This is a genomic window from Flavobacteriales bacterium (genome assembly GCA_016700415.1).
Classification (GTDB): domain Bacteria; phylum Bacteroidota; class Bacteroidia; order Flavobacteriales_F; family PHOS-HE28; genus PHOS-HE28.
Window position 1 is genome coordinate 14,681 of sequence record CP065018.1, and the last position, 13,883, is coordinate 28,563.

10 protein-coding genes are annotated in these 13,883 nt (G+C 61.7%); 8 read left to right on the plus strand and 2 right to left on the minus strand.

The features are described from left to right. The first annotated feature begins 1 nt into the window (after nucleotide 1). The 8 genes from IPP95_00075 to IPP95_00110 all read left to right on the plus strand — a co-directional run bounded on the left by IPP95_00075 (nucleotide 2) and on the right by IPP95_00110 (nucleotide 12,601). Complete coding sequence (locus IPP95_00075; GenBank protein ID QQS72669.1) at nucleotides 2-1,831, plus strand: 2-dehydropantoate 2-reductase; 1,830 nt, start codon at nucleotides 2-4, stop codon at nucleotides 1,829-1,831. Then, nucleotides 1,828-3,087: a thiolase family protein gene (locus IPP95_00080; GenBank protein ID QQS72670.1), complete on the plus strand. Its 1,260-nt coding sequence runs from the start codon at nucleotides 1,828-1,830 to the stop codon at nucleotides 3,085-3,087. The genes IPP95_00075 and IPP95_00080 overlap by 4 nt, the downstream gene beginning before the upstream one ends. Nucleotides 3,088-3,091: 4 nt before the next feature. After that, nucleotides 3,092-4,153 (plus strand): 6-hydroxycyclohex-1-ene-1-carbonyl-CoA dehydrogenase, encoded by a 1,062-nt coding sequence (gene had / locus IPP95_00085; GenBank protein QQS72671.1) that lies wholly within the window; start codon nucleotides 3,092-3,094, stop codon nucleotides 4,151-4,153. Between the two features lie 21 nt (nucleotides 4,154-4,174). After that, complete coding sequence (gene oah / locus IPP95_00090) at nucleotides 4,175-5,275, plus strand: 6-oxocyclohex-1-ene-1-carbonyl-CoA hydratase (GenBank protein ID QQS72672.1); 1,101 nt, start codon at nucleotides 4,175-4,177, stop codon at nucleotides 5,273-5,275. Nucleotides 5,276-5,308: 33 nt separating this feature from the next. Further along, the gene (locus IPP95_00095; GenBank protein QQS72673.1) at nucleotides 5,309-6,109 is read left to right on the plus strand and encodes an enoyl-CoA hydratase/isomerase family protein; all 801 of its coding nucleotides are present in this window, start codon (nucleotides 5,309-5,311) and stop codon (nucleotides 6,107-6,109) included. A gap of 13 nt (nucleotides 6,110-6,122) precedes the next feature. Continuing rightward, nucleotides 6,123-8,123, plus strand: coding sequence for a 3-hydroxyacyl-CoA dehydrogenase/enoyl-CoA hydratase family protein (locus IPP95_00100; protein QQS72674.1), 2,001 nt, complete (start codon nucleotides 6,123-6,125; stop codon nucleotides 8,121-8,123). A 114-nt stretch (nucleotides 8,124-8,237) separates the two neighbouring features. Continuing rightward, nucleotides 8,238-8,618, plus strand: coding sequence for a transposase (locus tag IPP95_00105; protein ID QQS72675.1), 381 nt, complete (start codon nucleotides 8,238-8,240; stop codon nucleotides 8,616-8,618). A gap of 461 nt (nucleotides 8,619-9,079) precedes the next feature. After that, the gene (locus IPP95_00110; protein QQS72676.1) at nucleotides 9,080-12,601 is read left to right on the plus strand and encodes a PKD domain-containing protein; all 3,522 of its coding nucleotides are present in this window, start codon (nucleotides 9,080-9,082) and stop codon (nucleotides 12,599-12,601) included. A 51-nt stretch (nucleotides 12,602-12,652) separates the two neighbouring features. On the opposite strand, the gene IPP95_00115 is transcribed toward IPP95_00110, so the two are convergent. Further along, nucleotides 12,653-13,057, minus strand: a complete 405-nt coding sequence (locus IPP95_00115; GenBank protein ID QQS72677.1) for a hypothetical protein — start codon at nucleotides 13,055-13,057, stop codon at nucleotides 12,653-12,655. 208 nt (nucleotides 13,058-13,265) lie between these two features. Next, entirely contained in the window at nucleotides 13,266-13,640 is a 375-nt protein-coding gene (locus tag IPP95_00120; protein QQS72678.1) for a winged helix-turn-helix domain-containing protein, read from the minus strand. Nucleotides 13,641-13,883: the final 243 nt, after the last annotated feature.

Genomic DNA, 13,883 nt, shown 5'->3' on the forward strand with positions numbered 1-13,883 from the left:
CATGGAAGAGCACAACGGGACCTTGCGGGTGGGCGTGATCGGCATGGGGCCGGTGGGGCAGATACTGGCCGTCCACCTGAAGGAGGCCGGCTGCCACGTCACCGTCTGCGACCGCAACAAGGAGCGCGTGGAACTGATCCGGAAGGAGGGCCTTCACCTGGAGGGGAAGATGGCCAAGCAGGTGATGCCGGACGAGGCTTTCGATACGGTGACCGAGCTCGCTTTGCAGCGGCCGGACGTCATCATCCTCGCCATCAAGGTCTACCACACCCGCGCGGTGATCGATGAGCTGATCGCGGCGGGAGGGGACAAGCCGCACATCATCTGCGCGCAGAACGGCATCGATGTGGAGGAGCCCGTTATCGACGAGTTCGGCGAGCAGCACACCTTCCGCATGGTGCTCAACTTCGCCGGCAACCTGGCGCGGCCCAACGCGGTCAACGTCACCTTCTTCAACGCGCCGAACTTCATCGCTTCCGTGGATGATTCCCAGGAAGCCTTCGCGCAGCGCTTCGCCGCAACGCTCACCAGCGTCCATCTGGACACCGTGGTCGTCGACTCGTTCTCCCTCGTGGACAAGGTGTGGGAGAAGACGATCCTGAATTCCTCGCTCAGCGCGCTCTGCGGCATTTCGCGCCTCACCATCCGCGAGGCCATGGAGCAGCCGGGCATGGCGGAGATCATCGAGCAGGTGATCACGGAGAGCGTGCAAGTGGCCAAGGCGGAGGACATCCGCTTCGGCGACAACTTCGTCAAGCTGTGCATGCGCTACCTGCGGAAGGCCGGCAACCACTTCCCCTCGTTGGCGGTGGACATGATGAAGAACAACCAGACCGAGATCGACCACTTCAACGGGCAGTTCGTGAAGTACGGCCGCAAGCATTACGTGCGTACGCCGCTCAACCTGCTCTTCACCAACATGGTGCAGTCGCACACGAAGAAGGGGGGCGCTCTGGATGCGCCGGAACCCTTGACCCTCGCGGGCATGTTCGCCATAGAAGGCACCGGCGCGATCAAGGAGACCAATGCCGGCGCGCATTACGTGGGGGTCGACATCGGTTCCTACTACACCAAGATCAGCGTGATCGATGAGGCCGGTGAAGTGGTGTACCGCGAACTGCTGCGCACGCTGAACCGCGACAAGAACGCCGTGCAGAACACGCTCAAGGACATCGAGAGCCGCTATACCGTGGAAGGGATCTGCGCATCGGGCTACGGCCGCGAGCATTTCCCGAACGCCCAGAGCACGAAGACCGAGGTGAGCTGCGCGGCGTTCGCGATCGACTCCCTGTACCCGGGACGCAAGAACATCGTGGACATCGGCGCGGAGGACATCAAGCTGATCCGCGCGGGCGACGGCGGCAAGGTGGAGGACTTCTACATGAACAACAAATGCGCGGCGGGCACCGGCGCGTTCATCACCGAAGTGGCGGAACGCGCCGAGATCGACCTGCGGCAGATGAGCGAACTGGCCGGCCGGTCCGAGGCGATGAAGGAGCTCAATAGCTTCTGCACCGTCTTCGCGAAGACCGAGATCATGGGCTGGATCTTCGCGGAGATGCCCGTGGAGGACATCGCCAAGGGCATTTACCTCAGCGTGGCCAACCGCATCTACAAGATCCGTATGGAGCCTGACCTCCCGATCTATTTGGTCGGCGGCGTCATCGCCTATCACCCGTATTTCAAGACCATCCTCTCCGAACGCTTCGGGCAGGAGGTGGTGATCCCGGACCATCCGCAGTTCATCGTCTCGCTCGGCGCCGCCCTTTACGCGCGCAAGCATGCACAACTGCAGGTCGCCGATAACAACGAGCAGAAGGAAAGGGCATGAAGGCCATACACGATAAAAAGAAGGGCTTCGGCATCCAGTACGACGGGATGTTCCTGGTCCAAGGGGCGCGCACGGCATTCGGCAAACTGGGCGGCACGCTCGCCCGGATATCCCCGACGGACCTGGCCATTTTCGCCAGCCGCGCAGCCATGGAAAAGTCGGGCATCCGTCCGGACGAGGTGGATCAGGTGATCATGGCGAACATCGGACAGAGTTCGTACGATGCCTACTTCCTGCCGCGCCACATCGGGCTGTACGCCGGCGTTTCCCAAGGGGTGCCCGCCGTGATGGTGCAGCGGATCTGCGGCTCGGGCTTCGAGACGATCACTGCCGCCGCGGACCAGATCACCTTGGGCAAGGCCGGCGTGGTGCTGTGCGGCGGCACGGAGAACATGTCCCTCGCGCCCACGGTGTCTTATGGCAACCGCATGGGCTATCCCTTGGGCCGCGTGGAATTCAAGGACGTGCTCTGGGAGGCGCTCAACGACAGCGCCGCCGTGCCCATGGGCAACACCGCCGAGAATGTGGCACGACTGCACAGCATCACACGTGCGGAAGCGGACCTCTTCGGAAAGCTCAGCGTGGACCGCGCCGTGGCCGCCACCGAACGCGGCTGGTTCAAGGAGGAAGTGGTACCGATCGATGCGAGGGTATTTGAGGCCGAGGGCCTGCTGCCGCGCAAGGTCGGCCTGCCCCGAGGCGTGAAGGGATTTGTCACCGATGAGCACATCCGGCCGACCAGCTTGGAGGACATGGCCAAGCTGCAACCCACGTTCGACAAGGACGGCGTACAGACAGCGGCCAACTCGAGCGGCATCGTCGACGGTGCTGCTGCCGCCGTGGTGGCGGGCGCGGACCATGTGCAAGCGCGCAAACTGCAACCGCTCGCCCGCATCGTGGCATCTACCACCAGCGGTGTCGATCCGCGGACGATGGGCCTCGGCCCTGTGCCCGCCATCCGATTGCTTTTGGAACTCACCGGCCTGAAGCTCGCAGACATCGGCCTGTTCGAGATCAACGAAGCCTTCGCTGCGCAGTTCATCGGTTGCGAGCGCGAACTGGGACTTGACCGTTCGATCTGCAACGTCAACGGTGGTGCCATCGCATTGGGCCATCCACTGGCCGCCACCGGCCTGCGCTTGTCGCTGACCCTTGCCCGCGAGATGAAGGCGCGCAAGGTGCGCTACGGCATCGCTTCCGCATGCATCGGTGGTGGGCAGGGCAACGCCATCCTTTTCGAGAACACGGAGCACTGATCACATGGCAACAATGGAACAATGGCAGATGACCGCGCTGAAGGCGGACTTCGCGCGAGTGGAAAGTGAACTGCCGGCGATCACTGCCGATGAGGCGCTGGTGAAAGTGGCTGGCTGCGGCGTGTGCCACACGGACCTCGGCTTCTGGAACGATGGAGTCCGCACGAAAAAGGAACTGCCATTGACGCTCGGCCACGAGATCAGCGGCACGGTGCTGGAAGGACCCGCTCACCTCAAAGGCCGCCACGTGATCGTGCCCGCCGTGCTGCCCTGTGGCGAGTGCGATCTGTGCCGCAAGGGCCGCAGCAACATGTGCCAGAAGCAATTGATGCCCGGCAACGACCTGCACGGCGGCTTCGCATCGCACGTCGTTGTGCCGCACCGCTACCTCTGCGTGCTGCCGGAAGATCTGCTGCAACGGTACCCGTTGGAAACGCTCGCCGTGATCGCCGATGCGATCTCCACGCCCTACCAAGTGGTGCGGAAGAGCGAACTCGAAGCGGGCGACCTCGCCATCGTGATCGGCGTGGGCGGCGTGGGCGTGTACGGCGCCTTGATCGCGGGTATTATGGGCGCGAAGGTGCTTGCGCTGGACATCGACGACGGCAAGCTGGAGCGGGCGAAGGCGCACGGTGTGCATGCCACCCTCAACACCAAAGGGATGAGCGGCAAGGACATCAAGGCGCGCGTCCGTGAACTGGCGGTGGAATTAGGCGCACCGGAACTGGGCTGGAAGATCTTCGAGTACTCCGGCACCACCGCAGGTCAGGAGTTGGCCTTCAGCCTGATCACCTACACGTCCACACTTAGCGTGGTGGGCTTCACGATGGACAAGCTCGAAGTGCGCCTGAGCAACCTCATGGCCTTCGATGCCAAACTGATCGGCACCTGGGGCTGCAAGCCGGAGCTCTATCCCGAAGTGGTGGACCTGATCGCCAGCGGCAAGCTCGACATCCACGACTTCGTGGAGGCCGTCCCCCTGTCGCGGATCAACGAGGTCTTCCGCAACTCGCTCGCCCACAAATACACGAAGCGCATCGTTCTCGTGCCCGATCACAGCAATTGAAACCGGATCCCTCCGCATACCATGGAAGCACTGCACAGCCACAACATCGTTGAACACACGTTCACCGAGATCATCTTCGAGAAACGTCCTTGCTTGGACCGCGATGGCAGCCCCGTGAAGGGCTTGTTCAACGCGTGGATCATGCTGAACAATCCGAAGCAGTACAACTCGTACACCACCGCAGCGGTGAAGGAGGTGATCCTCGCCTTCCGCACCGCGTCCAACGACCGCAGCGTGGTGGCCGTGGTGTTCACCGCCGTGGGGGACAAAGCCTTCTGCACCGGTGGCAACACCAAGGAATACGCGGAATACTACGCGGGCAATCCGCAGGAGTATTCGCAGTACATGCGCCTGTTCAACGACATGGTGTCGGCGATCCTGATGTGCGAGAAACCTGTGGTGTGCCGCGTGAACGGCATGCGCATCGGCGGCGGGCAGGAGATCGGCATGGCCTGCGATTTCAGCGTCTCCAGCGACTTGGCGCGTTTCGGGCAAGCGGGTCCCAAGCACGGCAGCGCGCCTATCGGTGGTGCCACGGACTTCCTGCCGTTGTTCACCGGGATCGAACGGGCGATGGTATCGCTCACCCTCTGCGAACCGTGGACCGCGCACCAGGCCTATTGGAACGGCGTGATCTGCGAGATCGCACCGGCCTTGAAGGTGGACGGCAAGTTCATCGCGAACCCCTTGGTGCGCCTGGACCGCGTGACGGACGACCATGGCCGCATCGTCTTCGGCACGATGAAGAGCGGCGATGAATTGGCGAAGGCCAAGGAGATCATGGCCAAGGGCGAAGTGGACCTTTCGATGCTGGACGCGGCGGTGAACGCGCTCATCGCCAAGCTGCTGCACACCTTCCCCAACTGCATGAACAAGACCATCAGCGAGGTGCGCAAAGTGAAGCTGGACCGTTGGGATCGCAACAAGGAGAGCAGCCGCGAATGGCTTGCGTTGAACATGATGACCGAGGCCCGCTCCGGCTTCCGCGCCTTCAACGACGGGCCCAAGGAGAACCGCGAAGTCGATTTCATCAAGCTGCGCCGCATGCTCGCAGAAGGGCATCCGTGGAACGACGAATTGGATCAGGCGATCTCGCCCCAGTACCAAGCGGCGAAGCAATGATCACAACGAACTAAGAATGCAACAGCACGAGCGATGACACCGACGATGGCGACGCAACAATTGGAGAAGACACGACTGATGATGGAACACGGCGGCGCAGTAGCGCGGATCGTGCTCGACGACGGAAAGGGGAACGTGCTCGACCATGTGATGATGGAGAGCTTGCAGCAGATCCTGGACGGACTGAAAGACAAACCGGATGTCAAGCTCATCACTTTCGAGGGCAGCGGCAAGCACTTCTCCTTCGGGGCCAGTGTGGAAGAGCACCAGAAGGACATGGCGCCCACCATGCTGCGTTCGTTCCACGCGCTGTTCTTCACCATTCGCGACTTGTCCATACCGACCCTCGCACGAATCAGCGGCCAATGCTTGGGCGGCGGCATGGAGCTGGCCATCATGTGCGACTTCCTTTTCGCGGATCAAAGCGCGCGGCTCGGGCAACCGGAGATCGTGCTTGGCGTGTTCCCACCTCCGGCATCGGTGATCCTGCCGGAGAAGATCGGCCTCTCGCGCGCCACTGACCTCTTGCTCACCGGGCGCACCATCGACGCGCAGGAGGCGCATGCGATCGGCTTGGTGAACGCTGTCGTTGCGGACCGTGCAGCGCTCGAAGCGCACGTGGAAGCCTTCATCGTTGCGCAGATCCTGCCCAAGAGCGCGTCCTCCCTGCGCTTCGGGGTGAAGGCCGCCCGTGTGAAATTCAACCATGTGCTCGGCAATTTCCTGCCCACGCTGGAACAACTCTACGTGAACCAACTGATGAACACCGCCGACGCCAACGAGGGCATCACCGCCTTCATCGAAAAGCGTGCGGCGAAGTGGACCAACCGCTGAATCAAGACCAGCTATGAGAACGATCAAGACCGTCGGCGTGGTCGGTGCAGGCACAATGGGTGCGGCCATCGCCCAGAAATTCGCGCAGGAAGGCTTCACCGTCCTGCTGGCCGACCGCGACCAAGCTTCCGTGGAGAAAGGCCTGGGGCACATCCGCACGATGCTGGCCCAAGGCGTGGAGCGCAAGGTGTTCAGCGAAGCGCTCATGAACGGGGCCTTGGCGCGCATCACCGGCACCGCCGACCTGCAGGATATGAAAGGCTGCGACCTCGTGGTGGAAGCCATCTTCGAGGACCGTGATGCGAAAGCACAATTGTTCCGCACGCTGGACGGCATTGTTCCGCCGACCACCATCCTGGCCACCAACACCTCTTCGTTCTCGATCACCGAACTGGCCACGTTCGCGTCGCATCCCGAGCGCTTCATCGGCCTGCACTACTTCTACCATGCGGCGAAGAACCGTTTGGTGGAGATCATCCCCGGAGCGCACACATCGCCCGAGGTGTTCGATGCGGTGCGTGCCTTCTGCGACCGCTCGGGCAAGGACGCCATCACCTGCAAGGATGCTAACGGCTTCGTGGTGAACCGCTACTTCGTCCCCTGGCTCAACGAGGCATCGCGCCTGCTGGAGGAAGGCGTGGCCGACATCCCCACCATCGATGCCGTGTGCATGCGCACCTTCGGGATCGGCATGGGGCCGTTCGCGCTGATGAACGCCACCGGTGTTCCCATTTCTTATCACGCCCAACGCACGTTGGAAGTCTTCGGCCCCCTGTACGCCGTGAGCAATAGCCTGAAGCATCAGGCCGAGGCCAAGCAGCCTTGGACGCTGGAAGGGGAGGCCGATGCGGACGAGGCGAAGGCCCGCCTGATCTCGGAACGCATGCTGGGCACCGTGTTCCTTGTCTGTTCCCAACTGCTCGATGAGCAGGTCTGCGGCGCGGTGGAGATCAACCGCGGTGCGCGGATCGGTCTACGCTGGCGCAAGGGCCCGATCGATCTGATGGAGCGCTACGGCGAGGCAGAAGTGCGGAGGCTCTTGTCCGCCATGGCTGCGCGACACGGCACTCCCGTTCCCAAGTCCATCGGCCCTGCGCATTGGAGCATGGAGTTCGTGAAGTTGCGGAAGAAGAAGAAGAACATCGCGGTGATCGAACTGGACCGCCCGGAGGACAGCAATGCGCTGAACGAACTCGTGGTGCGCCAGTTGGACGCGAAGTTCAAGGCCGCGGATGAAGACCCTTCGATCGATACGATCTTCCTCATCGGTTCCGGCAAGGCCTTCATGGCCGGTGCCGACATCAAGTTCTTCGTCGATCACATGAAGAAGGGCGATCTGGAAGGGATCGATCGCTTCACACAGTACGGCCAGGAAGTGTTCGCACGGATCGACTCCTCGGCGAAGAAGGTCGTGGCCGTCCTCAATGGCCTCACCTTGGGCGGCGGTTTGGAACTCGCCCTGTGCGCCGACCTGATCCTCGCGTTGCCCGGTGCAAAGCTCGCGTTCCCGGAAACGGGGATCGGTATCTACCCCGGCTTGGGCGGCACCCAGCGCAGCGTGGCGCGGGTAGGGAAGGGCATGGCCAAATACCTCATTCACACCGGCCGCATGCTGGATGCCGCGCAGGCGGAAGAGATCGGCTTGGTGGACCAAGTGATCGACCGCGATCTTATGGCGGATCTGTTGGACGGCCGTGAAGCCCTGCCGCATCGCTGTGACCCTGAGTTGACGACCAAGTGGAGGTCGCTCGAGGACCTCTTCGGCAACCACGGGGTCGATGAACTGCTGGCCAAGGACCACGAGCCGAACGGCCTCGATCTCGAAGAGATCGCCCGCATCAAGAAGATCCTGTCCAGCAAGGCGCCCATCGCACTGCGCCTCGCCGACCGTTTGATCGACGAGGCCAAGGGACCGAGCTCCGAGCTCGCGCACCTACAGACCGTGTTCTCCTCGAAGGATGCCATGCTGGGCCTTACGTCGACCGGGAAGAAGGTGGTGTACACCGGGGTGTAGGGTCGCACACAATACTCTGGCGCGGGAGTTAGGCGAGCGGAGGCAAGTGCGCGGCGGGCCGTCCTCCCGTGCCCTTCAAAGATCGCTGATAGTCCGGCAATCTTATCTTGCAGGATGAGCCGCAAATACAAGTTCCATGACCCGGCCGGGGTATACTTCATCTCCTTCGCGACAGTGGGTTGGATCAATGTCCTCACCCGATCTGACTACAAGGACATCATCGTGGAAAGCCTTCGGCATTGCCAGAATGGAAAGGGACTGCTGCTCTATGAATGGGTGATCATGACCAACCACGTCCATCTGCTGGCAGCTGCCCGGGAGGATTATTCCATGTCCGACATCATGCGCGACCTGAAGAAGTTCACCAGCGGGAAGATCCATACGGCGATCAAGGAACATCCGGGTGATAGAGGCCGGGACCCGAAATCCACAGAACGCATCCTTCCAGCTCTGGCAGCAGAACAACCAGCCGATGCAGGTGACCAAGCTTGCTGAGATCGGCCGTGTGATGGACTACATAGGGATGAATCCGGTGACGGAAGGGACCGTCGATCGACCGGAGAGTTACTGTTATTCATCGGCCTATGAACCCGCGATGTTGAGGTTGGACCATGCGTAGTGTGTGGATAGTGGAGACGAAGTCTCCCGAACCACCATAGCCGTATTCGTTCTATGGTACGAGACACCATGCCTGCGGCAGGCAAGCCCGCTATCTGGAACGCAGACCACCGGAGGCGGAAGTCTCGCGCCAGAACGAGGCCGATCTTTCCGGTCTGGCCAATGACCGGATCGGATATAAAACAGGTGTGCCATGTGCATTTGGTGGATGCGGACATGATGGCCGCGACGGGCCTTCGCCTTGATATTGAAAAAAAATAGGATGATGGATCCAATGCCACAGCCTACTTTCGGCAAGATCTTCCCATTGACCGTGATCGACCTTGACCTTTGAAAACATGAACATCCTGCATTCCCGTTCCGTCTTGTTGCTGATGTCGGCATTCTTGCTGACGGGCATCCGAGCCCAAAGTTTCAACCCTGGCAACGCACAAGAATGTGGTTTCGAGGCCGCGCACCAGCGCATGATGGGCACGGACCCGCACTATGCCGAGCGCACCCAGGTCTTTGACGGGCTGATGCGGACCGGGATCGCAGTGGAACGCGACGGCAACCCCTTCGTGGTACCGGTGGTGGTACATATCATGGAAGCGGGCAACGCGCTCACGCAGATCACCGATAAGGAGGTGCGCGAGGCCATCATGATCCTGAACCAACGCTTCCGTAAGGTGCCGGGCACGATCGGCGATGGCAGCGGGGAGGACCTCGGCGTGGAATTCGCCTTGGCGGCGCGCGACCCGCAGGGCAATTGCACCAGCGGCATCACCCGTACCGACCTGAGCGGCTTTCCGGACTATGCGAACTACGGTATGCTTTCGGACGGTGCCTTGGGGATGACTGAGATGGACGTGAAGGACCAGGACCGTTGGGACCCCTTCAACTACTACAACATCTGGGTGGTGAACGAGATCGATAACAACGACGGCGGTTCGGGCACGCAGGGCTTCGCCTATTTTGCTTCGGCACACGGCCAGGATTACGACGGCATGGTGATCCTGTGCAACAGCTTGAAGGACCCTACGCGCACCACGCTGACCCACGAGCTGGGCCATGCATTGAACCTCTACCACACCTTCGAGGGCGATGCCAACGGTACGACCTGCCCCCCCAATACCAACTGCGCAACACAGGGGGATCAGGTGTGCGATACCCCGCCGCACATCCGTAGTCCGAGCACCTGCCCCTCCGGCGGCACCAATGCCTGCGACGGCGGTTCCTCCAACACGCTGTATGTCTTCAACTACATGGATTACTCCAACTGCCGCGATGGCTTCACCTCAGGGCAAGCCGTGCGCACAGGCCCGGCACTTACCACACAGCGTGCTTCATTGCTCGCCGTGAACGGCAACCTCTCGTTGGTGCCCCCGACCGGCTCGGCACCGCTGATGGACCTGTTGGCCACCAGCACCATGGTGTGCGGCACGGGTCAGGATGTCACCTTCTTCGATCATAGCTCATGCATCCCGAACACGTACTTGGAGGACACGCCCATGCCGGGCATCAGTTTCGCATGGACGGTGACCAACGGCGTGGTGACATACAACTCCGCCATGCACAATCCCACCTTCACCCTGGCCCAAACGGGTGTGTACAATGCCACGCTCGCCATCACCACCGCGAACGGGACCTTCACCCGCACCGAGCAGGGCATCGTGGTGGTGACGGCCTCGCCGGTGGCGGCCTGTGCCCCCACGACCAATAATGCGGCCAACTACGGCCAGACCGTGAGCAAGGTGGTGTTCAATACCATCAACGCCACCAGCAGCACGATCACCAATGTCGCGTACACGGACCTGTCGTGCGGCCACAATACCTCGGTGGCCGTGGGCGGCACTTACCCGCTGTCCATCACGATCAACGCGGGCGGTAGCGCGGCGGAATCGCTCAACGCGTACATCGATTACAACAACAACGGCGTGTTCGAGGACCCCAGTGAGCTCGTGGCCACCGGTTCGCAACCGGCGAACGGGTCGAGCGTCGTCGCTGCCAACGTCACCATTCCCGGCGGCGCGGTGACGAACACCCTGTTGCGGATGCGCGTGTTCGGCGAAGCCGGCACCTTGAGCGCGAACGAGCGGAACTGCGTCTCGGCCCTGTTCATCGGTGATGTGGAGGACTATGGTGTCTACGTCAGCAACAGCATCGCATCGGTCTCCATCGCTGCGGCGCCGGGCAGCACGATCACTTACGGCACGCCCGTCACCTTCACCCCGACGCCCGTGAACGGCGGCGGCGCACCCACTTATGCCTGGTTCCGGAACGGGGAGCCGGTCGCTACCGCAGCCACCTACCAAAGCAGCGACCTGCTGCCCGGCGAGGCCGTGCATTGTGAAATGACCTCGGACCTCGCGGGCGTGATCGCATCACCGGCGTTGTCCAACACCATCACCATGGTGGTGACCGGTCCGCCGCTTTCGGACTTCGGTGCATCGACCGTCGCCACGTGCGAGGGGACCGGTATCACCTTCACCGACAAGTCACTGCTTTCGCCCACCTCGTGGAACTGGAGCTTTCCCGGTGGGACCCCTTCCACTTCGACGGATCAGGATCCGGTGGTGAGCTACGCCGCACCCGGCACCTACTCCGTCACGCTGACCGCATCGAACGGCGAAGGCACGGGCTCCACGGCCACCTACACGGACCTCATCACCATCTATGCACCACCGCCCACGGCGTGCGCGGTCACGCGATCCAATTCGCCCACGTCCGGCATCGGTATCACGAACGTGACGCTCAACACCATCAACCACAGCACGCCATACAATGATGCCGTGATGAACGACTTCACCTGCACCGCGTGGACCACCCTGCAACCTTCCACGAACTATCCGATCGCGGTGACCGTGGGCAGTTCCAACAACCAATGGGTGCGTGTGTACATCGACTACGACAACAACGGCACCTTCAGTGCCGGTGAACAGGTGTTCGCGCCCGCCACCGGTACGGGCGTACGCAGCGGAAACTTCACCACGCCGGCCTCGCCGACCACGGGTGCCCTGCTGCGCATGCGGGTGATCACCGACTTCGTGAACACCACCGCCGGTGCCTGCACCAGTCCGGTGCAATATGGCCAGGTGGAGGAATATGCCGTCGTATTTGTTCCACCAGCCGCCGTGCAGGTGGCCGCGCGTGGGTTCCTGGACGGGCCGTACAATGCCACCACCGGTGTGATGAATGACGCCCTCCGCGGCTTGGGCGCATTCCCGCTGGCCGAGCCTTATACGGCGCTTGGTTATGCGCACACCGGAGGGGGTGGGGGAGAGACCATCCTGCCCGCCGTACTGGCCGTCTCGGGGAACAACGCGATCGTGGATTGGGTGGTGCTGGAACTGCGGGACGCCAACACAAACTCCACCGTGCTCGCCAGCCGCAGTGCGCTGTTACAGCGCGATGGCGACGTGGTGGACGTCGATGGCACCTCGGCGGTGAGCTTCGGCCTGCCACCGGCCAACTACTTCATGGCGCTGTTGCATCGGAACCACCTTGGCGTCATGACGGCGAGCAGTGTGGCCTTGGGCGCTGCACCCTTATCCGTGGACTTCACGAGCAATGCGACCACCACCTACGGTACCGATGCGCGCAGGAGCGTGACCGGGGCTTTCCCTGCGGAATTGCTCTGGTCCGGTGATGTGAACTTCGACCATTCGTTGAAATATGTGGGTACCGGTAACGACCGTGACCTCATCCTGTCCTCCATCGGTTCATCCATACCCACCAACACCATTACCGGCTACCACATGGAGGACGTGAACATGGACGGTGTGGTGAAGTACGTTGGCAGCGCTAACGATCGCGACCCCATCCTGTTCGCCATCGGAGGAACCGTCCCAACGGATACGAGGCCGGAGCAGCTGCCGTGAGGTCGTCAATGTCCGTTCGGGTGCTTAGCGCGATTACTCTCCGCAGCCATGCTAAGGGTTCCGATGTAGCGTGGTAGAGTCCGTAGGTACCGGCACATCGTCCATATAGCGTATGTGTGAGGTCAACTTGCCCTGTGCGTCCCACTGGGTGTAATCGCCGTTGAGCCGGTCGTTCACGTACATGCCTTCGGTGAGCATGGTGCCATCGTTTCCCCAAGTGGTCCAGATGCCTTGGCGTTTGCCCTTGTCGAACTGGCCTTCCATGCGTCGCTTGCCGTTCTCGTAGTACCAGGTCCATCGGCCGTTGTTGAGGTCGTTCACCACATTGCCGCTGTACCTGATCTGCCCGTTCTCGTAGCGCGTGGGGTCCTTGTCGCGGGCGGTGAAGTGGAAGGCCGCCCACAGCACGATGATGATCCCGGTGATGAACTTGTGGTTACTGTTGTAATTGAACATCGCCTGTTTGGGATACCGGTATTAAAGGATAGTGGCGTGGCAGGCCGGGGCTGCTGGCCGTTGTTGTTGACCATGTCCACCGAGGGGACGTGGTCCCGTGTACCGGTGCGGTTGGTTGAACATGTCCATGACGCCGATAATTCGCGAAAAGTAATACGGACGGGCTGCTTGCACAGCGGGCGGGGCACTGTGCGTACACGCTGCATGGCTATAAGTCGGCCGGGAGCATTACAGCTTCCAGGAAGGCTTTATGCGCAGCCTCGATGGACCGGAACGCGGCGATGAGCCGGAGGCATTGATCGGTCAGCTTCGTGCCCCCGCCGTCCGGGCCACCGCTGGTGCGGACCACAAGGGGGGCCACGGCCATTGCGTTCATCGCGTCCACCAACCGCCATGCCTTCTTGTAGGACATGCCCATGTGCTTTGCAGCTTGACTGATCGAGCCGGTGGAGGCGATCTCTTCCAGCAGCGCCACCCGGCCGCGGCCAAGGAAAGCGTGGCCATCACAGATTACCCAAATGCTGCCCATCACGGCAAAGGGGGAAGGGGAGGTGGGGAGGGATGTGGAGCGGGGGGGCGTCATAGTCGTAAGGGGATAACGGGCGCAATCTATGCTTCGGAGGCGGATGCGCTCACTGAGCTTGGTCATGTGATACCGCCCTGGTGCGGCACGTGTACATGAGCTGAAAGTCGCGTGGGTCAAAGGATGTAAGCATCGCTGCACGTTCGCCCCAAAGGTGTGCGGAGGGGCTTCAAATGCATCGGAGCGCCATCGGGTCCGTCCGCACCCTTGGCGGTTGTCCGATGCAAAAGTGACATGGGTCAT